This is a genomic window from Pseudomonas sp. GD03862 (assembly GCF_029840855.1).
GTDB classification, from domain to species: domain Bacteria; phylum Pseudomonadota; class Gammaproteobacteria; order Pseudomonadales; family Pseudomonadaceae; genus Aquipseudomonas; species Aquipseudomonas alloputida.
Window position 1 is genome coordinate 1 of sequence record NZ_JAOCDI010000068.1, and the last position, 18992, is coordinate 18992.

Annotated in this window: 17 protein-coding genes and 1 tRNA gene; 10 read left to right on the forward strand and 8 right to left on the reverse strand. The window is 63.6% G+C overall.

What is annotated here, in order from left to right:
- Positions 1–150: 150 nt before the first annotated feature.
- The 3 genes from mksF to mksB are packed head-to-tail and all read right to left on the reverse strand — an operon-like array spanning position 151 to position 4965.
- Entirely contained in the window at positions 151–2982 is a 2832-nt protein-coding gene (mksF, locus tag N5D53_RS26070) for an Mks condensin complex protein MksF (RefSeq protein ID WP_190869703.1), read from the reverse strand.
- Positions 2979–3686: an Mks condensin complex protein MksE gene (gene mksE / locus N5D53_RS26075; RefSeq protein ID WP_003247452.1), complete on the reverse strand. Its 708-nt coding sequence runs from the start codon at positions 3684–3686 to the stop codon at positions 2979–2981. Before mksE ends, mksF begins: the two co-directional genes overlap by 4 nt.
- Positions 3676–4965 (reverse strand): Mks condensin complex protein MksB, encoded by a 1290-nt coding sequence (mksB, locus tag N5D53_RS26080; protein WP_003247449.1) that lies wholly within the window; start codon positions 4963–4965, stop codon positions 3676–3678. The genes mksE and mksB overlap by 11 nt, the downstream gene beginning before the upstream one ends.
- Before the next feature lie 211 nt (positions 4966–5176).
- On the opposite strand from mksB, the gene N5D53_RS26085 reads away from it, so the two are divergent.
- Genes N5D53_RS26085 through N5D53_RS26095 form a run of 3 tightly spaced genes read left to right on the forward strand, consistent with a single transcriptional unit; the run spans position 5177 to position 7048 of the window.
- Positions 5177–5962: an energy transducer TonB gene (locus N5D53_RS26085; protein ID WP_104960758.1), complete on the forward strand. Its 786-nt coding sequence runs from the start codon at positions 5177–5179 to the stop codon at positions 5960–5962.
- Entirely contained in the window at positions 5959–6414 is a 456-nt protein-coding gene (gene rimI / locus N5D53_RS26090; RefSeq protein ID WP_004575708.1) for a ribosomal protein S18-alanine N-acetyltransferase, read from the forward strand. Before N5D53_RS26085 ends, rimI begins: the two co-directional genes overlap by 4 nt.
- Positions 6415–6472: 58 nt before the next feature.
- Complete coding sequence (locus N5D53_RS26095) at positions 6473–7048, forward strand: D-Ala-D-Ala carboxypeptidase family metallohydrolase (protein ID WP_274140035.1); 576 nt, start codon at positions 6473–6475, stop codon at positions 7046–7048.
- Here N5D53_RS26095 and N5D53_RS26100 read toward each other — a convergent pair.
- The gene (locus N5D53_RS26100) at positions 6988–7905 is read right to left on the reverse strand and encodes a LysR substrate-binding domain-containing protein (protein ID WP_279841043.1); all 918 of its coding nucleotides are present in this window, start codon (positions 7903–7905) and stop codon (positions 6988–6990) included. The genes N5D53_RS26095 and N5D53_RS26100 overlap by 61 nt on opposite strands.
- Before the next feature lie 227 nt (positions 7906–8132).
- Between N5D53_RS26100 and N5D53_RS26105 the strand changes: the two genes are divergently transcribed.
- The gene (locus N5D53_RS26105) at positions 8133–8747 is read left to right on the forward strand and encodes a LysE family transporter (RefSeq protein ID WP_014589638.1); all 615 of its coding nucleotides are present in this window, start codon (positions 8133–8135) and stop codon (positions 8745–8747) included.
- A 130-nt stretch (positions 8748–8877) separates the two neighbouring features.
- Here N5D53_RS26105 and N5D53_RS26110 read toward each other — a convergent pair.
- Together N5D53_RS26110 and N5D53_RS26115 are read right to left on the reverse strand one after the other, a co-directional pair.
- Positions 8878–8954 (reverse strand) — tRNA-Met (locus N5D53_RS26110).
- A 95-nt stretch (positions 8955–9049) separates the two neighbouring features.
- Entirely contained in the window at positions 9050–9973 is a 924-nt protein-coding gene (locus tag N5D53_RS26115; RefSeq protein ID WP_279841046.1) for a FecR domain-containing protein, read from the reverse strand.
- A gap of 193 nt (positions 9974–10166) precedes the next feature.
- Here N5D53_RS26115 and N5D53_RS26120 point away from each other — a divergent pair, with 193 nt between their 5' ends.
- The 3 genes from N5D53_RS26120 (at position 10167) to N5D53_RS26130 (ending at position 12863) form a co-directional block, all read left to right on the forward strand.
- Positions 10167–11381 (forward strand): MFS transporter, encoded by a 1215-nt coding sequence (locus N5D53_RS26120; protein ID WP_129933724.1) that lies wholly within the window; start codon positions 10167–10169, stop codon positions 11379–11381.
- 103 nt (positions 11382–11484) lie between these two features.
- A complete protein-coding gene (locus N5D53_RS26125) occupies positions 11485–11622 on the forward strand; it encodes a hypothetical protein (RefSeq protein ID WP_003247435.1) in 138 nt (45 codons plus the stop codon).
- An 83-nt stretch (positions 11623–11705) separates the two neighbouring features.
- Positions 11706–12863 carry an MFS transporter gene (locus N5D53_RS26130; RefSeq protein ID WP_190869701.1) on the forward strand — a complete coding sequence of 386 codons (1158 nt, stop codon included), beginning with the start codon at positions 11706–11708 and terminating at the stop codon, positions 12861–12863.
- A 7-nt stretch (positions 12864–12870) separates the two neighbouring features.
- On the opposite strand, the gene N5D53_RS26135 is transcribed toward N5D53_RS26130, so the two are convergent.
- Positions 12871–13827 (reverse strand): FecR domain-containing protein, encoded by a 957-nt coding sequence (locus N5D53_RS26135; protein WP_177429880.1) that lies wholly within the window; start codon positions 13825–13827, stop codon positions 12871–12873.
- Positions 13814–14329: a sigma-70 family RNA polymerase sigma factor gene (locus N5D53_RS26140; RefSeq protein WP_104960762.1), complete on the reverse strand. Its 516-nt coding sequence runs from the start codon at positions 14327–14329 to the stop codon at positions 13814–13816. Before N5D53_RS26140 ends, N5D53_RS26135 begins: the two co-directional genes overlap by 14 nt.
- Before the next feature lie 171 nt (positions 14330–14500).
- Here N5D53_RS26140 and N5D53_RS26145 point away from each other — a divergent pair, with 171 nt between their 5' ends.
- From N5D53_RS26145 to N5D53_RS26155, 3 genes are read left to right on the forward strand one after another with little or no spacing between them, the layout of a single operon-like run.
- On the forward strand, positions 14501–15127 hold the full coding sequence (locus N5D53_RS26145) for a DNA-3-methyladenine glycosylase (RefSeq protein WP_010951953.1): 627 nt from the start codon (positions 14501–14503) through the stop codon (positions 15125–15127).
- 47 nt (positions 15128–15174) lie between these two features.
- On the forward strand, positions 15175–16227 hold the full coding sequence (gene ada / locus N5D53_RS26150) for a bifunctional DNA-binding transcriptional regulator/O6-methylguanine-DNA methyltransferase Ada (protein ID WP_129933727.1): 1053 nt from the start codon (positions 15175–15177) through the stop codon (positions 16225–16227).
- Positions 16228–16283: 56 nt separating this feature from the next.
- Positions 16284–18695, forward strand: coding sequence for a DUF3772 domain-containing protein (locus tag N5D53_RS26155; protein ID WP_121161010.1), 2412 nt, complete (start codon positions 16284–16286; stop codon positions 18693–18695).
- Positions 18696–18992 lie beyond the last annotated feature (297 nt).

Here is an 18992-nt window from a genome sequence, read left to right on the forward strand (position 1 = left end):
CGTTGCCGCCGCCACCGTATTCGCGGGTAAACCCGCTCCTACATTCGCTCGGTGGTTGGACACAGGCCGTCGTACGCATCGGTGACTGGACACAGGCCGTCGTAGGAGCGGGTTTACCCGCGAATGGGCCGCAACGCGGCCCCGGCTATCTCAGGCCAGCTCCTCGGCCTGATCCTCACGCACAACCGCTTTCACTTCATCCAGCCGGCTGATGAACTTCCAGTCCGCCTCGTCGATGTAGATGCCGTTCGGCCCGCTGCCACCTTCCAGGTCGATCGCAACGTGCGCCGAGACCTGTGGTTTCACACTCGCCAGGATCGGCACGAAGCCCAGTTGCTGGCTGGTCTCCAGCAGTGCCGCCTGGTTGCGTTCGTCGATGTCTGCCGCTTCGTCCAGGTAGTACGGCAGGCGAATGCGCCCGGCCAGGTCACGGTCCATCAGGTGCAGCAGCAGGTACATGTTGGTCAGCGCCTTGATGGTCATGGTGGTGCCGTTGGACGCCGCACCGTCGATGTCGGCGTGGATGATCGGCTGGCCATTGACCTTGGTGATCTCGAACGCCAGCTCGAACAGGTCCTTCAGGCCCAGCTGGTTGTGGTTGGCCGCCACCAGCCGTGCCAGGTACTCCTTGGCCTCTTCGTTCTTGTTGTCCTGGTCTGCACTCTGGGTCAGGTCGAAGACCGACAGGGTTTCGCCTTCTTCGTACTGGCCGGCACTGTGGATAATCTGGTCGATGTGCTTGAGCGCTTCCTTGTTCGGCGCCAGTACCACGCGGAAGCTTTCCAGGTTGGACACCTGGCGCTTGTTGATCTCGCGGTTGAACAGGGCCAGCTGGTGCTCGAGGCTGTCGTAGTCGCTGCGGATGTTGCGCAGGGTTCGGGCGATGTCGGTGACCGCAGCGCGGCGTGCCTTGGCCAAGGTCAGGGCTTCGTCGGTACGGTGCGCGTAGGCGTTCACCAGCAGTTGCAGACGGCGTTCCATGTCGTCTTCGCTGTCGAACTTGGCAACGCCTTTCAGGCGCACCTGGGCGTACAGCGCCTCGATCTGGTTGTCCACCCGCTGCAGGCTTTGCCAGCTGTCCTGGTAGTCATTGAGCAGCGGCAGCAGGTTGTCCATCGAGTCGTCGATGGCTTCCATGTAAGGCGTGCCGTAGGGCAGGTCGGCCGGCAGCAGCTGGCGACGGCGCAGGGCGTCTTCCAGGGTGCGCTGCTTGGACTCGAGGTCGCCGAGCTGGCGGCCGACCAATTGCAACTTGGCTGACAGCTGCTGGACGCGCTCGGTGAAGGCGTCGCTGGAGCGCTTGAGTTCGTCCTGGGCCGCTTCCAGCTGCGAGAGCTGTTCCAGCTTCTCGGGCTCTTCGGCGGCGAGGGTTTGGCTGCGGCGGAAGTCTTCCAGCGCCTTCTGCGCGTCCAGCACTTCCTGGTACAGGGTTTCGGTCTGCGCTTTGGAGGCGGAGCGGTCGGCGGCCACGGCTTGCTGGGTCTTGAGCTGCTTGAGTTCTTTTTCCAGGCGCTCTTTCTGGTCGCGCAGGGCGGCCCGGTCGGCCAGGGCCTGCAGTGCCGGCGGGTCGATGTGGGTCAGGTCGATGGCCAGGCCTGGGGCCTCGAAGCGTTCGCCCTTGAAGCCGTCGAGCACCGCTTCCAGCGATTTTACCCACAGGTCGCTGTCGTCCAGCTCGATACCGCGATCGCCCAGCGGCAGGCTGAACAGCGCGCCGTTGAACAGGCGCATCAGGCGGTCGACGTCCTGCTGCGAGAACTCTTCGCGCAGGCGGGCATAGCTGTTGTTGTCAGCGTGATCCAGCTGCTGCTTGACCTGCTTCAGGCGTTTTTCCAGGTCGCGTACGCGCTCGTCGAGGTCTTCGGCACTGAACTGCCGTGACTGGGCCAGCGCGCCGGCCAGCTCGTCGTGGGCGTCTTTGGCCGCCAGCAGGTGCTGCTCCAGTACCTTGACGTCATCGACCAGCGCAAAGCGGTGCTTGAGCACCGACAGCTCGCCTAGCCAGCGCTGGATACCGGTAATTTCACGCTCCAGGCGCATCAGCTCCTGGGTGCCGCCACGCTGGTCGTTCTGCAGGCGGTCCTGCTCGCCACGGTAGTGCTCGGACTGGATGACCAGCTCTTCCTTGCGCGCCATGGCGTATTCCTGCCAGGTGCCCAGCAGGGTGTCGAGCACAGGCGAAATGCGGTGCAGCTTGCCACGCAGGATATCGCGCTGGGCCACGCCACCGGCCAGGGCCTCGACCAACGGGCCGGCAGCGACCAGGGCGTTGTAGTCCTGCTCCATGCGGCGTACGTCGCGGAAGGCTTCCTCGCACGCAGCGATGTAGTCGACGCTGCCCGAGCGCAGGCTGTGTTCGAAGGCGTCGAGGAACAGCTGCTTGAGCTTGGCGGCGGTGATCTCACGCATGTGCAGCAGGTTGATGAACAGCGCGCGGAAGGTTTTCAGGCTTTGCTCGCTGGTGGAGCGCAGCGGGATCATGGTCAGGTCCAGCGGCACCGAAGTGTGTCCGCCCACCAGCAGCCGGCGCAGTTCGTCCGGCTTCAGTTCGTAAGCCTTGATCCCCAGGCGTTCAAGGTTGGTGAACAGCTCTTTCTGACGCAGGCAGGTGTCGTTCTTCTGGTAGTGGGCCAGGTCCAGTTCGCCCTTGTAGGCGAAGAACTGGTGGCCGAAACCGCCACCCGGGCCGCGCCCGACCACACCGATCACGTGCGGGCCGTGGGGCAGGCTCAGTTCGCAAAGAATGTACGAGGTGTCGCTGGCGAAGTAGAAACGGCGCGATTGCTCAAGGCTGTACTTGCCGAAACTCATGTCCGACATGCGTGCCAGGATCGGGAACTGCAGGGCGTTGATCGACGCCGATTTACCCAGGTTGTTGGCGCCGTATACCGAAAGCGGGTGCTCCAGCGGGAACAGGCCAAGGCTGTAGCCGGCGGTGTTGAGCAATGCGAAGCGGCGGATGCCGTAGCGTTCCTGGCTCATGCGTCAATCTCCTGTTGCTCTTCGCGGATGGCCCGGGCCAGGGCGTCCTCTTCGCTTTCCTCGCCCTGGAAAGGCGTGAGGTCGAGCGGGTCGTCGGTACGGTTGAGTTCTTCGGCGCTTTCTTCCTCGACCAGTACCGGGGTCGGCAGCGGCAGGGCGCTGTGCAGGGTGGCGGCCAGGTCGCGGTCCTGCTGCACCGACAGGCACACATCAAGGAAGCGGTGCATGGGCGGCAGGAAGCGGTAGATGCCGCCTTCCTCATGGGCGAAGCCGAGCTGGGTCATGCGCCGCAGGATTTTTTCTTCCAGCTCGTCCACGGTCTGCACTTCGGCCTGCAGGAAAAGGTCGCGGTACTTGTCCAGCAGCGAGGGCAGTTCGTCGCGGCCGATGCTGCCACCGTCGAGCACGGCCATCGGGTCGCGGCCCTGGTCAGCAAGGTGCTCGACCAGGATGAAGGTGAACAGCGACAGGCGCTGCGCGGTCTTGTTGACCTGCGCGGCGGTCATGTCCGGCACGAAGTAGTAGAAACCACGGGTATCGCACACCAGTTCGAAGCCCAGGGCCTTGAACAGGGTGCGGTACTGGTCCTGGAAGTTCGACAGCTGGGCGTACAGCTCAGGGTCGCGCCGGCTGACGTGGAAGCCTTTGAACAGCTCGCGGAAGATCGGCGCGAGCTGGGACAGTTCGGAAAGATCAAGATGCATGGGCTGGGCTCGCGTTGGGTTCGGTAGGCGCGCTGGGGGCGTCTTCGCGGCTGGAGGTCAGGGCGAACGAATGCAGGCTGACCAAATGTTCCTGAGTGGTGTATTCGCGGCGGTCGAGGCGTTCGCGCTTGAAGCGCTTTTCCCGCGACAGGCGCGAGAACCAGTACAGCAGCTCGTCGGTGGCGCCTTCGGGCTCCTGCTCCAGCAGCCAGACCATCAAGTCGGGCAGTGGCAGGGCCTGTTCGCAGCGTTCGGCCATTTCCTTGACCGTGCGCGGGGCACGGGGCAGGGCGCCGGACTGGGTCTTGTGGGCTTTGGGGAAGCGCGCCGGTTTGGGCTCGAAGCGAGCCAGTGCGTAAACGTAGGCCTCGACCTGGCTGGCACTGCCAAGGAAGGTGCTTTGCGGGCGGGTGAACATCGGCATGGCCGCCTGCGGCACGGCATCGATGCCTTTGCGCCGGATCACCGACAGGGCCAGTGCGGCGCCGCGGGTCACGGCGTTGTGCCGGCGGGCTTCTTCGCGCAGCGGCAGCAGCAGTTCGCGGGCGTGGCGCAGGGTCAACTGGGCGCTGGTCTGCATTTCCAGGATGCGCGCGTGGGTGCGCAGCAGCATGTCGTCGTCGACCAGGTGGCCCAGGCGCGCTTGTTCGCCCAGCAGTTTCAGCAGCACGGTCTCGACCTTGCGTACACCCTGCTCGAAGGCGCCGTCGGCGTTGACCAGCTGGATCATCGGCTCGACGTATTCGTCCCAGGTGGCCAGCACTTCGGCATAACGCTGGCGCAGCGGAATCTGGCGGTTGCTGGTCTTGGCCCGTTCGGCCACGGCCACCAGTGCCTGCTCGTCGTTGTCGAGCTTTTTCAGCACATCGCGCACGCGCATGTCGAGCAGGCGCAACTGGCGTGCCAGGTCGTCACTGTCGCGGTTGTCGAAGGCATCCTGGATGTGCCCGGCCAGGCGCTCCAGGTGGCGCAAGTAGGCTTCGATCTCCAGGCACAGGCCCAGCCGGTGTTCGCGGCGCAGGTAGGCGAGGAAGTCGTGGATCTGCGCGTTGAGCTCGAAACGGTTCGGGCTCTTGGCCACCGGGACCAGGATATCCAGGCGGATCCACACGTCGAGTAGCTGGGTGATGTCCTGCGGGGTGCTTTCGAGCTGCTGGCGGGCCACATGCTGGCGCAGTTCGACCAGGCTCAGGGTGCCCTGGTCGAAACGCTCGCACAGCGGCTCGATCAGGGCCCAGTGTTCGGCTAGGGCGCGCAGGACGCGCTTGGGTTCGATCATTGGCTTCGACTCGTTGCCAAGAAAAAGGGGGCGATTGTACTGCATTCGCGGGGGTGGTTTTTACCCCTTGGTCTGTAATGAGAAATAACCATGGGATGTGCAGGTGTAAGGCGTTGTTCATGTGACGGCGCTCGGTCTGATAGGCGCTGCAAAAACCACGGCGTACACGTTAGAATGCCCAATTGCCTTCACCCCCTCGGATATCCGCCCCTTGCTGACCGAACCCCGTCGCCGCGCCTACCTTTCCGCCATGCAAGTGGTGCACTGGCTGCCGCGCGCCGAGCTGCCGTTCGCCGCACCGTCGCGGCCCGAGTTGCTGCTGCCTGTCGTGCCGGTCGAGGACATCGATTTCGAGGTCAGGCCGGCATCGGCAGCCAACGAAACGCCCGTCACCCCCCAGGCTCGCTCCGGCGAGCGGCCGAAAATCGAGATCCCGCGCCCGGGCAGTGTGCCTAAACCCGCCGTCAAGCCTGCCGAGGCACAAGAGCAGCCCGCTGCTCCGCGCCCGGCACCGGTGCCGCCACCGCGCTTCTCGCTGCAGTTGTTGCGCGCCGGCAGTTGCCTGCTGCTGGTTGAACTGGCCACCGGTCAGCCGTTCCAGAGCCGCGATCCCTCCTATCTGCTGCTCAAGGACATGCTGCGCGCCGCCGGCCTGCCCGATGCCCCGCAGATCATCGGCGAGCCGGTGCGCTGGCCACTGCTGGTGCGCGGCAACATGGACCAGGGGCCGGAGGCTGCGCGCGATTTCGTCCAGGGCTTCGTTCAGGCGCGCCTGGAAGACGCCCCGTGTACCTGTCTGTGGCTTGTCGGCCTGCCGGCACTGCGTTTTGCCGCCAATGTCGACGCCGACGCCTATTACCAAACCCTGACGCTCGACAGCCTGGGCGACGCCTGGGCATTGCCGGGCCTTGAACTGTTGATGGACGAGCCGCAACGCAAGGCGGACGTCTGGAAAGCCATGCGCCAGCTGATGGCGCGCTGGAAGAGCGTTGAATGAGTGACTCGATCAGCTTCCGCCCGATGACCGAGGCGGATCTGGATGCCGTACTTAAGATCGAATATGCCGCATTCAGTCACCCCTGGACCCGTGGAATCTTTCAGGATGCGCTCAAGTCGTACGAAGTCTGGCTGATGTTCGATGGCCAGCAGCAAGTGGGCCATGGGGTGATCAACGTGATCATCGACGAAGCGCACCTGCTCAACATCACCGTAAAACCGGAAAACCAAGGCTGCGGCCTGGGCTTGCGCCTACTTGAGCACCTGATGGCCCGGGCCTATCAGCTCAATGGCCGCGAATGCTTTCTGGAAGTGCGCGCCAGCAACCAGTCGGCCTATCGTTTGTACGAGCGTTACGGTTTCAACGAAATTGGCCGCCGCCGTGACTATTATCCGATTGCCGGCGGCCGTGAAGACGCCCTGGTGATGGCCTGTACCCTGTTCGAAGACTGACTTTGCAGGGGGCGTACCCGGGCACGCAGGCTTTGTTCTCGGCAGGGACGGATAAAGAATGAGACAACTGCTTTTGGCAGCGAGCCTGTGTATCGCAAGCGCTGCTCACGCTGACGAGCGCGACGTGTGGATGTTCGCCCAGTGGGCGGGTGATCATCAAACCCGCCCTTTCCGTGAAATGCTGGTAGATGTCCGGCTTTACGGTGTAGTGCCAATTCACCAGTTGCTGCGCTCGGCATCGGACTGGAAACTGTGCCACGCATCGCCTTTCGCCGTACCACCCCCCGGCAATTGGGCGGCTGTACGCTCGACCCTCGCGTTGATCAAGGCACTCGACGATCAAGGCATCCTGCGCCAGTTCGAGGTGGTTTCGGCTTACCGTGAGCCGCGCCTGAACGCCTGTGCGGGCGGGGCGGCAAACAGTGCGCATACCCGCGCTTTCGCCGTCGATATACTGCTGCCGGCCTGGGCCGACCCCAATCCACTGTGCCGTTTCTGGCAGCAGCACGGCCAAGCCTGGAACATGGGGCTGGGCCGCTACCCATCAGGCCGTATCCATTTGGATACCGCCGGTTATCGCACCTGGGGTGGTGATGGCGGTGCGGGGGCGTCGTTCTGTATCAACCCCAAATGAGCCAGGCACTTCCGGCATTCGTCCATTAGCCACTCGGCGAAGCGCTGGCGCTTGCCGCTGTCGGCCAGAGGCTGCAGGCTGAGCAGGTGGTAGGCCGAGCCATCGCGCACAAAACCGAACGGCGCCTGCAGCTGCCCGCTGTCGAGTTCGTCGCGCACCATCAGGGCTGAGGCAATGGCCAGGCCCAGTCCGGCGCTGGCGGCCTGAATCGACAGGTAGAAATGTTCGTAGTCGCTGCGTTCGCAGTGCCGCGCCTGCTGGCCGCTCAGACGCAGCCAGGTGGGCCAGGCAGCAGGGCGTGTGGTGCTGTGCAGCAGCCGTTGGCCATCGAGTCTGGTGCTGGCGGCGGAGTGGCACACCGGTCCGATCCATTCATCGCAGATTTTCTGGCTGTACAGCTGGTTGTCCCAGTGGAAGTCGTCGCGGCGAATTGCCAGGTCGACACCGCTGCGGGCGAAGTCCAGCGGGCCGCCTGCGGCTACCAGGTGCAACTGAAGGTCGGGGTGGGTGGCATGGAAGCGCGGCAGGCGCGGGATCAGCCAGCGCATGGCGATGGTCGGCTCGCAAGACAGCACCAGCACATTGTCGCGAGCTTGTTGCTGCAGGCGCTGCACGGCGCCTTCGAGCTGTTCGAAGATCGCCTGGGTGGTGCTTTGCAGGGCACGACCGGCGGGGGTGAGGAAAATGGCCCGGTTGCGGCGTTCGAACAGTTCCACGCCAAGGCTTTCTTCCAGCAGGCGTATTTGGCGGCTGACCGCGCCGTGAGTGACGTGCAAGTGCTCGGCGGCGCGCACGAAGCTCTCGGTCTGGGCGGCAATGTCGAAGTAGCGGAAGGCGTTGAGTGGCGGCAGTTTCATGATATCCCTGTTCAGCTGTGCCGGCCTCTTCGCGGGTAAACCCGCTCCTACATGGCCACATATTTCCCTGTAGGAGCGGGTTTACCCGCGAAGAGGCCAAGGCAGGCTGTACATATCTGTGAGCAAAACTATCAGATTCATCTCAGCATAAATCGATTTTTCCGCATCTGTAAGCGCTTGATAATCGGCGGTCTGTGCATTTCCATCGCCTATCGAGAGCCCTCAGCATGACCGAACTCATCGCCGTCGCCCTGTTCACCTTGCTCGCCGTCATCAGCCCTGGCGCCGATTTCGCCATGGTCACCCGCAGCAGCTATGCGCAGGGCCGCAAGGCCGGGCTGGCTGCTGCTGTGGGCATCGCCCTGGGGGTGCAGGTGCATGTGTTGTACACGGTGTTGGGCATTGCCGTGATCATCAGCCAGAGCCCGACGCTGTTCTTCGTCATGAAGGTGCTGGGTGCAGGCTACCTGATCTACCTCGGGTACAAGTCATTGACCAACACCCGACGCATCAGCCTGGACGGGGTTGGCCAGTCTGCTGCCAGCGTACTGCAAGCGCTGCGCACCGGCTTTTTGACCAACGCCCTCAACCCCAAGACCATGTTGTTTGTCATCAGTGCCTTCACCCAGGTGGTGCAGCCTGGCAGCCCGCTGGCGCTGAACTTCGCCTACGGTGCGTTCATGTCCGTTGCCCATTGGCTATGGTTCAGCCTGGTGGCGGTATTTTTCTCCAGTACGGCATTGCGCAGGGCGATGATCGAGCGGCAAGTGCTGGTGGACCGGGCCATTGGTCTGGCACTGATCGGGCTTGGCCTGGCTGTGGCGGTGACCGGAATACGTTGAGGCGACGATAGCAGCGCCGAAACCTGTGATTCGGCGCCCGGCTGCTGCGGGATTGGTTGGCGCGGGCATCAGCAACTTTTTCGCAGGCAAAGAAAAAGGGCTTACCTTGCGGTAAGCCCTTCGTCTTGTATGGTGGCTACACAGGGACTTGAACCCCGGACCCCAGCATTATGAATGCTATGCTCTAACCAACTGAGCTATGTAGCCGATGGCGCGCATTATTCTCTTGAACGCCCCCTCTGTCAACACTCATTTCAAAAAAAATTTGCACGCTTTCAAAAACTTAGCGGCCAGCCCCGGTTTCAGCGCACCACAAGCCAGTGCCCGAGCACGCCCAGCAACTGCAACTGCTGGGCTGCAGCCAGGGATTGCAGGCTTTGGCCAGGCTGGTCGAGGTTGAAGTCGCCGCTTACACGGCGATGAGCCACTTGTTCATCCATCATCCACAGACGCTGCCCTTGGTAACCGGCAAGGCGCTCCAGCACCTGCCTCAATGGCATGTCTGTGGCTTTCAGGCGGCCATTGCGCCAACTGTCAGCGGTTTTCAGATCAACCTTACGCACCGGGTCGATGCGTGTGTCATCGAAGGTTACCCGCTCACCCGCCGAGACCATCCGCTGCTCACCCCCCTGGGTGACCATGGCCTTGCCACTGAATACCACGAGTTCGTCGCGCCCTGCATGGCGGGCTATCTGCAAGCGAGTGCCGTATACCTGGATGCGTGCGTTGCCCACTTCCACGTCCATGGCGCGCCCGTCGAGCACGACTTCCAGATGCACCTGGCCCTGCACCAGGTGCAGTTGGCGGGTGCGGCCGCGCAGGTCGACGTTCATCGCGCTGGCGCTGTCCAGGTTCAATGTCGTGCCATCCGCCAAGCGTATGCTGCGGCGCTCTCCCACATCGGTGTGCAGCTCGCTGGCCAGACGCTGCATCAGCGGCCAGTACAGGTAAGCTGCAGCGGCTAACCCTAGCAAAAACGCAAGCGCCAACCCTTTACCCAGGTGACTGAGACGGACAGTGACATGCCGTGGGCGAGGGCGGGCAGGTGCGGGTTGCAGCTGTTGCCAGAACGTCTCCAGCTCGGCGTAGGCGTGGGCGTTCTCTTGTACCTGGCACCAGGCTGCAAATGCCTGGCGCTGGGTTTCGTCGCAACCGGGCTGGCGCAGCAACGAAAACCACGCCAGCGCTTCCTGTTGTGGATCGGGCTGCAGCTGCTTGGCGGACATCGGGCTCATGGGGGCGGTCTGCTCACGATAGGGGCCGTTTGGCCTAACGATGACAGGAGTCATTGGCAGAGGATGCTAATTATATTGAGAACCATTTTCAAGTACGTGGCGACAGTGGGATAAAAAAGGTAGCTATGTATCTATTTGATTCCTGATAATCGGATCCCAAACCAGAGGACGGAGATTCAGGCAAATGGCCATCAGTAGTGCCTCCACCGCATCCACCCCGGCAGCGGCAAGCCAAGCCTCGCCGATGGTGATGCGTATCATCGGTTTCTGCGCCTTGGCGCACTTGATCAACGACCTGATCCAGTCGGTGCTGCCCGCGATCTACCCGATGCTCAAGGCCAACTACGACCTGAGCTTCGCCCAGATCGGCATGATCACGCTCACGTTCCAGATCACCGCCTCGCTGTTGCAGCCTTGGGTCGGCTTCTTCACCGACCGCCGGCCCACGCCAAATCTGTTGCCGCTAGGCACCCTGTGTACGTTGGTGGGGATCGTGATGCTGGCCTTCGTTGGCAGTTTCCCGATGATCCTGCTGGCGTCGGCTTTGGTGGGCATTGGCTCGTCGACCTTCCACCCGGAAACCTCGCGTATTGCACGGCTGGCCTCGGGCGGGCGCTTCGGCCTGGCCCAATCGACCTTCCAGGTCGGTGGCAACACCGGCTCTGCTCTGGGCCCACTGCTGGCAGCGGCCATCGTCATACCGTTCGGCCAGACCCATGTGGCCTGGTTCGGCCTGGCCGGGCTGTTCTTCCTCGGCGTTACCCTGATGTTGCGCGGCTGGTACAAGGAACACCTCAATCAGGCCAAGGCACGCAAGGCGGTGCAGGCCACCCACGGCATTTCGCGCAATCGGGTAATCGCGGCGTTGATCGTGCTGGGCTTGCTGGTGTTCTCCAAGTACTTCTACATGGCCAGCTTCACCAGCTACTTTACCTTCTACCTGATCGAGAAGTTCGGTGTGTCGGTGGCCAGCTCGCAGCTGCACCTGTTCCTGTTCCTCGGCGCGGTGGCGGCGGGCACCTTCTTTGGCGGGCCGATCGGTGACCGTATCGGGCGCAAGGCTGTGATCTGGTTTTCGATACTGGGTGTGGCGCCGTTCACGCTGGCGCTGCCGTATGCCGACTTGTTCTGGACCACGGTGCTGAGCGTGGTGATCGGCTTTATCCTGGCTTCGGCGTTTTCCGCGATCGTGGTGTATGCGCAGGAACTGGTGCCGGGCAGCGTGGGCATGATTGCCGGGATCTTCTTCGGCCTGATGTTCGGATTTGGCGGCATTGGCGCTGCGCTGTTGGGGTACGTAGCGGACCTGCGTGGTATCGAATATGTGTATGGGTTGTGCTCGTTCCTGCCATTGTTCGGGTTGTTGGCGGTGTTGCTGCCAAGTACAGGTAAACGCTGAACGCGCCGGGGGCCTGGCAGAGGCCCCTGGGCAATTGACGAGCCCCCCGGAGGTGGCTAGAGTGCCGCCTCTTTTTTCAATCACCTGCGTAGTAGCCAAAGCAATGCGCCGTACCCAGTCCCTCCCACACGCCCGCCAGCCTGCCTTCCAGGCACTGCGTCGTGCATGGCCGAGTGACACGGTGCTCAAGCGCCGCCGCAGCGTGCTGTTTGCCTTCACCTTCTCGCCACACCTCGCCTGAACTGATCTGCGCTTTCGCGTCGCTCGCCGTTCTGGCGTGCGCGCCTGTTTCTGCACGTCTTTTCGGTTTGCCAGGAGTGGTACATGAACATGCGTTTGTTGGCGGGCTTATTGTTCGCCGTTTCTGTCGTGGGTTTCAGTTTGGGGGCCAGCTTGCCGCTGGTGTCGTTGCGCCTGCATGAAGCGGGGGCGAGCACACTGGAAATCGGCATCATCTCGGCCATCCCTGCCGCCGGCATGATGCTCTCGGCTTTTCTGGTCGATGCCTGCTGCCGCCATCTCACCCGGCGCACTATCTATCTTCTGTGTTTCAGCCTGTGCACGGTCAGCATCGCCTTGCTCGAGTCCGCGTTCGGCTCGTTGTGGCTGCTGGCGTTGCTGCGCCTGGGCCTGGGGCTCGGCATGGGGATCGCCATCATCCTCGGCGAGTCGTGGGTCAACGAACTGTGCCCCGAACATAACCGCGGCAAGATCATGGCCCTGTACGCCACCAGCTTTACGGGCTTTCAGGTGCTGGGCCCGGCCATGCTGGCAGCGTTGGGCGCCGATAGCCCGTGGATCACGGGTGTCGTCACGGTCTGTTATGGGCTGGCGTTGCTGTGCATCGTGCTGACGGTGCCCAACGACCATGTCGAGCACGAAGAGGGCGAAAAAAGCTTCGGCCTGGCCGGGTTCTTTCGGGTGGCACCGGCGTTGTGCATGGCGGTGCTGTTCTTCTCGTTCTTCGATGCCGTGGTGCTGTCGCTGCTGCCGGTGTACGCCACCAGCCATGGCTTTGCCGTTGGCGTGGCGGCGTTGATGGTGACGGTGGTGTTTGCCGGCGACATGCTGTTCCAGCTGCCGCTGGGCTGGCTGGCCGATCGGGTTGAGCGCACAGGGCTGCACCTGGCGTGCGGGCTGGTGGCGATGGTGATCGGCATCGGTTTGCCCTGGCTGCTGAATCTGACCTGGCTGCTGTGGCCGCTGCTGGTGGTGCTGGGCGCGGTGGCGGGGGGGATCTATACCTTGGCGCTGGTGCTGATCGGGCAGCGCTTCAAGGGCCAGGACCTGGTCACTGCCAACGCCAGTGTGGGCTTGCTGTGGGGCGTAGGCAGCCTGGTCGGGCCGCTGGTCAGTGGGGCGGCCATGAATGTCGCGCCGCATGGTTTGCCCATGGCGCTGGCACTGATGGCCGGGCTGTTCGTGTGCTTTGCCAGGCAGTCATACCGGCGCCGTGGGCGGATGCGGGCTGTGGCGCAGTGATATCCCTTTACGCCGCGCCGATGCTTACCCAATAGCGTGTCCTGTACTCGACCCGCACGGGCAGGCTGCGGGTGAGCAGTTGCAGGATCTGCCCGGTGTCTGCCAACTGATAGGTGCCTGAAACCTTCAAGCCCGCCACTTCTGGAGCGCAGCGCAACAGGCCCGGTCGGTAGCGGCCGAGTTCGCTGGCAAACTCGGCAAGCGGCATCTGCTGCACGCTGAGTACACCTTCGGTCCAACCCCAGGGGTCGTTGTGCAGTGTTCTGGCCTGAATGCTGCCGTCGGCTGTGACTTGCAAGGTTTCACCGGGCAGCACTTGCCTCGCTGAGGCCGAGGCAGGGAACAGCGTGACTTCACCACGACGCACCGACAGCAGCAGCCCTTGGCTGTTTTCGCGCAGCAACAGCTGGCCATCGAAGGTGGTCAGCGGGCCGACACGGGTGGCGACGTGGAACGGGCGGTTGTCGTTGGGGTTGCTCTCCAGGCTGACCTCGCCACGGATCAGTTTCAGCTGGCGTTGCTCCGCGCTGTAGTGCAAGTCGATGGCACTGGCGGTGTTGAGCTGGATGCGGCTGCCGTCACTGCCTTGCCATTGGCGCCGTTCGCCTGTGGCAGTGCTGGTGTCGGCCAGCAGCTGTGGCAGGCCTAGCGGTTCGCGCGCGGCCCAGCCCAGGCTGCCGCCCACGGCCAACAGCCCCAGCAACTTCAGGTGGTCCCTGCGGCTGGCTTTTGGGTGCTGGCTAGCGTCCAGGGTGCGCCGGCTCAGGTCCTTGGGCAGCCCGGCCAATTCATCACCCAGATTACTGACTCGCTGCCAGGCCAGGCGGTTGTGTGGGTGGCTGGCCAGCCAGTGTTGAAACTGCTGCTCGGTGCGCGGGCTGGGGGTGTCGAAACGCAGCTTCACCAGCCAGTCGATGGCCTGATCGACCTGCGCCTGTGCGGGCGTACCATCAGGCATCGGCATAGCGCAACCGGTAGCAGACGCCCAAGGCCTTGGCCAGATCGCGCTCGACGGTGGCCCTGGACACCTCCAGACGTTGGGCAACCTGCACGATGCTCAAACCGTCTAGCTGGGCCAGCAGGAACGCTTGGCGGACGCGCGGTTTCAACTGCTGCAAGGCGCGGTCGAGGCGTTCCAGGCTATCGAGGATGACGAGCTTATCCTCTTCGCTGGGCACTTCTGCTTCGGGCAGGTGAGCCAGGCTTTCCTGGTAGGCCCGCTCCAGCGCGCGGCGGCGGAACTGGTCGATCATCAAGCCACGGGCGATGCTGCTGAGGTAGGCGCGCGGTTCTTTGAGCGGCGACACCTGGCGGGCGCGCAACAACCGCACGAAGGTATCCTGGGCCAGGTCTGCGGCATGTTCACTGCAACCGACCCGGCTGCGTAACCAGCCACGCAACCAGGCATGGTGAGACTGGTAGAGCAGAGCGACCTCGGTGGGCTTGAGCGTGTCGTTGATCTGCATCGTAGAGAAGGCCCAGTCCAGTGATGTGTGCGATTGTGAATAGTTCTCAATTCTATGCAAGGAAGATGGCGCGGAGCAATGGCATGCCAAAGATTAGCTGCGCAAGAACCGGCGTTTGCCCGATGAACGGCTGCGCTAAGCTGGACCTGCAATCGACTTGATGGAGGTGCCATGATGCTGGCCGACCTTTCGCCCGAGGCCTATCACGAGGCCGCGCAACACCTGGCGGCACTTGACCCGGACTGGTCACGGCATATCGCAGCGATCGGGCCCTGCCTGCACCAGGCTACGCCGGGACGTGAGCCTTATGAGGCATTGGTGCGGGCGATTGCCTACCAGCAGCTGCACGCCCGCGCCGCCGAGGCGATCCTGGGGCGTTTGCTGGCACTGTTCCCGGCAGATGATTTTCCCCAGCCAGAGCAGTTGCTGGCGGTATCCCCGGAAACCCTGCGTGCCTGCGGCTTTTCGGCGAGCAAGCTGGTGACGGTCCAGGGCATTGCTCAAGCCACCCTGGAGGGCCTGGTACCGACGCGGGAGCAGGCGTTAACCATGGCTGACGAGGCGTTGATCGAACGCCTGGTGGCGCTGCGCGGGGTAGGGCGGTGGACGGTGGAGATGCTGCTGATCTATAGCCTGGGGCGTTCTGACATTCTGCCGGTGGACGATTTTGGCGTGCGCGAGGGGTATCGGCGGCTCAAGGGGCTGGAGACGGCGCCGACACCGGCGCAAATGCGTTCGCTGGGCGGCGCCTGGCGGCCGTTTCGTACCGTGGCGGCCTGGTACCTGTGGCGGGCCTGAGGTTTTTGCATCGCCCGTACAGGCAACAACATATCCGGGAAACAAAGATGAATCTCTACACCACCCCCGACCAACGCTGGCAAGCCGTAGAGAGCCGCGACACTGCCGCTACAGGCCACTTTGTCTACGCCGTACGTACCACTGGCGTCTACTGCCACCCCGGCTGCAAATCACGCCAGGCCAAGCGCATGAACGTCGAGTTCTACGACACTGCCGCGGCTGCCGAGGCTGCCGGCTACCGTGCTTGCAAACGCTGTATCAGCAAGGCCAGCGCCACCCGCCACAGCCAGCTGGTTACTCACGCCTGCCGCTTGATCGAAACCAGCGACCCCGTTCCAAGCCTCGGCCAACTCAGTGCACGGCTGGCCGTCAGCCCCTTCCACCTGCATCGGCTGTTCAAGGCCGAAACCGGGGTTACCCCCAAAGCCTACGCCACGGCCTTCCGGGCCCGGCGCCTGCGTGCGCACCTGGAAGACGACCAGCACTCGGTCACCGATGCTATTTACAACGCCGGCTACAACTCCAACAGCCGCTTCTACGAAAGCGCCGACCAGCGCCTGGGCATGCGCCCCCGGCAATACCGCGCCGGCGGTGCCGGGGCAACCATTCACTTCGCCCTTGGGCAATGCTCGCTGGGTGCAATACTGGTAGCCCAGAGCGACAAGGGCATCTGCGCGATTCTGCTGGGGGACGACCCCGAGGGCTTGTTGCACGAGCTACAGGATCAGTTCCCCAAGGCCCACCTGATTGGCGGCGACAGCGCCTACGAACAGAAGGTCGCCGAAGTGATCGGTTTCGTCGAAGCGCCCTCCTTGGGCCTGGCCCTGCCGCTGGATGTACAAGGCACCGCGTTTCAGGAACGGGTGTGGCAGGCGCTGCGTGAGGTGCCGGCCGGCAGCCGGGTCAGCTACACCGACATCGCCGAGCGCATTGGCGCCCCCAAGGCCGTGCGGGCGGTCGCCATGGCCTGCGCGGCCAACCGTATTGCCGTGGCCATCCCTTGCCACCGCGTCGTGCGCCGGGATGGCGACATCAGCGGTTACCGCTGGGGCGTGGAGCGCAAACAGCAATTGCTGAAGCGAGAAACGGCACTCTCCTGACCGCCCGAAGCCGCGTAGAATCCCCCGCCAAATCGAATTGCAAAGAGGAATATTCGATGAGGCGTGTCAGCCTTGCCCGTTATTGCCCAGGTCTGATTGCCCTGCTGGCCCTGATGCTGTTGCTTGTCAGCCCAGCTTGGTCGGCCCCGGCCACGCCATTGTCCAACCTGGCGGCTGCCGAGGCGCCCGCACTGGACGAAAACGCCAGCCTCGAACAACTGAGCGACCGCTTGGACCTCATCCGCCAAGGCGTCACCAGCGAGGCCAACGACGACGTGCTGTCGCAACTGCGCCTGGGCGCGATGCAGGTTCAGCGTCAAGCTGATGCATTGAGTGCGCTGCGCACTGCCGATGTGGGAAAACTCGACGATCAGCTGAAGGTTATCGGCCCGGCCCAGCCGGACGAGGCCGCTACCCTGACGCAGCAGCGCAAAGCGCTGGAGGCCGAGAAAAAGGCGCTGGTAGCCCAGCAGGATCAGGCCACCAAGCTGACCCAGTCGGCCCGTGACCTGTCCACGCAAATCGTCAACCTGCGCCGCAGCCAGTTCAATTCGCAAATCACCAGCCGCGCAGCCTCGCCGCTGAGCCCGGCGTTCTGGCAGAGCATCATCCGCCCCACCCAGGACGACGTAGCGCGCCTGCGTGACCTGCGCGGCGAGGCGGCCGACGCCATCAGCAGCGCCTTCAGCGCCGAAAACCGCTGGCTGTTCGTTGCCAGCCTGGTGGCGGCGATTCTGGTGTGGACGTTGGTACGGCGCGTGCTTGAACGCTTGCTGGCCAGTGCCATGATCCGTTGGTTGCCGGAGGGCCGCCTGCGCCGCAGCGCCTTGGCTCTGGGCGTTAGCCTGGCAACCCTGGGCACCATCGCCGGCTCGGTGTCTTTGCTGCGCTGGGGGCTGGAAAGCAATGCGCGATTGGGTTCGGATATCACCAGCCTGACCAATCACATTCTCACCCTGGTGGTGTTCAGTGCCTTCATCACAGGCCTGGGCCGCGCCATGCTGATGCTGCAGCGTCCGTCCTGGCGGTTGCCGGCGATCCACGACGAAGTCGCCAGTGCGCTGGGCTGGTTCCCGAAGGTGCTGGCATTGGCACTGATGGTCATGATGACCATGGAGCGCATGAACAGCGTGATCGGTGCCAGCCTGGCGCTGACGGTGGCCGTCAACGGGCTGACCGCGCTGGTGGTGGCGCTCACCTTTGCAGGCGCGCTGCTGTGTTACCGCCGCACCCTGCGCAAGCATGACCTGGAGCGCCCGACGGGCCTGGCCGGGCTGATCCCGTTCGTGATGGTCATCTGGCTGACGTTGATCCTGCTGGCACTGCTCACCGGCTACCTGACACTCGCCTATTTCCTCACCGCCAAGCTGTTGTGGGTCAGCCTGGTGATCACCTGTGCCTACTTGCTGACCACCTTCTTCGGCGACCTGTGCGAAACCCTGCTGTCGCCCCGCCAGCCCGGTGGCCTGGCACTGGCGTCGACCCTGGGCCTGGCGCCTCGCCATCAGGCGCAGGCCAGCACCATACTGGCCGGCATCGGCCGCACTGTCGTGCTGTTCCTGGCACTGCTGCTGGTGTTGATGCCGTCGGGCACCAGCCCTAGCGAATTGCTGTTGAGTCTGGGCGACTGGGATGGGACCGGCGGCAAGGTGCTCGGCAACCTGAACATCGTGCCGCAGGACATCCTGCTGGCCTTGGCGATCTTCCTCGGTGGCCTGTTCGCCATCCGTGTGGTCAAGCGCTGGCTGAGCGACCGCCTGCTGCCGGAAACCGAGATGGACGCCGGCATGCGGGCCTCGCTGGTGACCCTGGTGGGTTACCTGGGTTTCCTGTTCCTGGCCATGCTGGTGATGTCGACCTTGCGTATCAACCTCACCAGCCTGACCTGGGTGGTCAGTGCCCTGTCGGTCGGTATCGGTTTCGGTTTGCAGCAGATCGTGCAGAACTTCATTTCCGGCCTGATCCTGCTGACCGAGCGCCCGGTGAAGGTCGGCGACTGGGTCAGCCTGGCGGGTGTCGAGGGTGATATCCGCCGCATCAACGTGCGCGCCACGGAGATCCAGATGTCTGACCGTTCCACGGTGATCGTGCCCAACTCGCAGTTCATCTCGCAGAACGTGCGCAACGTGACCATGGGCAATGCGCTGGGCGTGGTCAGCATTACCTTGACACTGCCGCTGGAGACCGATGCCAACCGCGTTCGGGAGCTGCTGCTGGCGGCTTACCATGAGCATGAGGCGATTCTGGATGCGCCAGCTGCCTCGGTGTCGTTCAAGGACCTGACGGCCAGCGGCATGGTGATTGGTGTGAGTGGCTATGTGGCCGGGCCGCGGCAGGTATCGGGAGCCCGCAGCGACCTGCTGTTCACCATTCTTGGCCGGTTGCGTGATGAAGGCATTCCACTGTCTTCGCCGCAGAGCATGGTGCTGGTGCAGGAGGGGGCGCGGCCGGCTGACGAGTCGGTGTAGGCATCGGGGGGGGGCAGTCCAGCTGGTAGGAGCGGGTTTACCCGCGAAAGGGCCGGCCCTGCTGGCCAATTTCCCCCCGCCGTTCACCGTTGCCGCCACTACCGTATTCGCGGGTAAACCCGCTCCTACGCGGATTGGTGGTGGACACACCTCGGGGGTTGGACACAGGCCGCCGTGTAGGAGGGGTTCACCCGCGAAGAGGCCGGCCCTGCTGGCCAATCTCCACCCGTCGGTCACCGTTGCCGCCACTACCGTATTCGCGGGTAAACCCGCTCCTACGCGGATTGGTGGTGGACA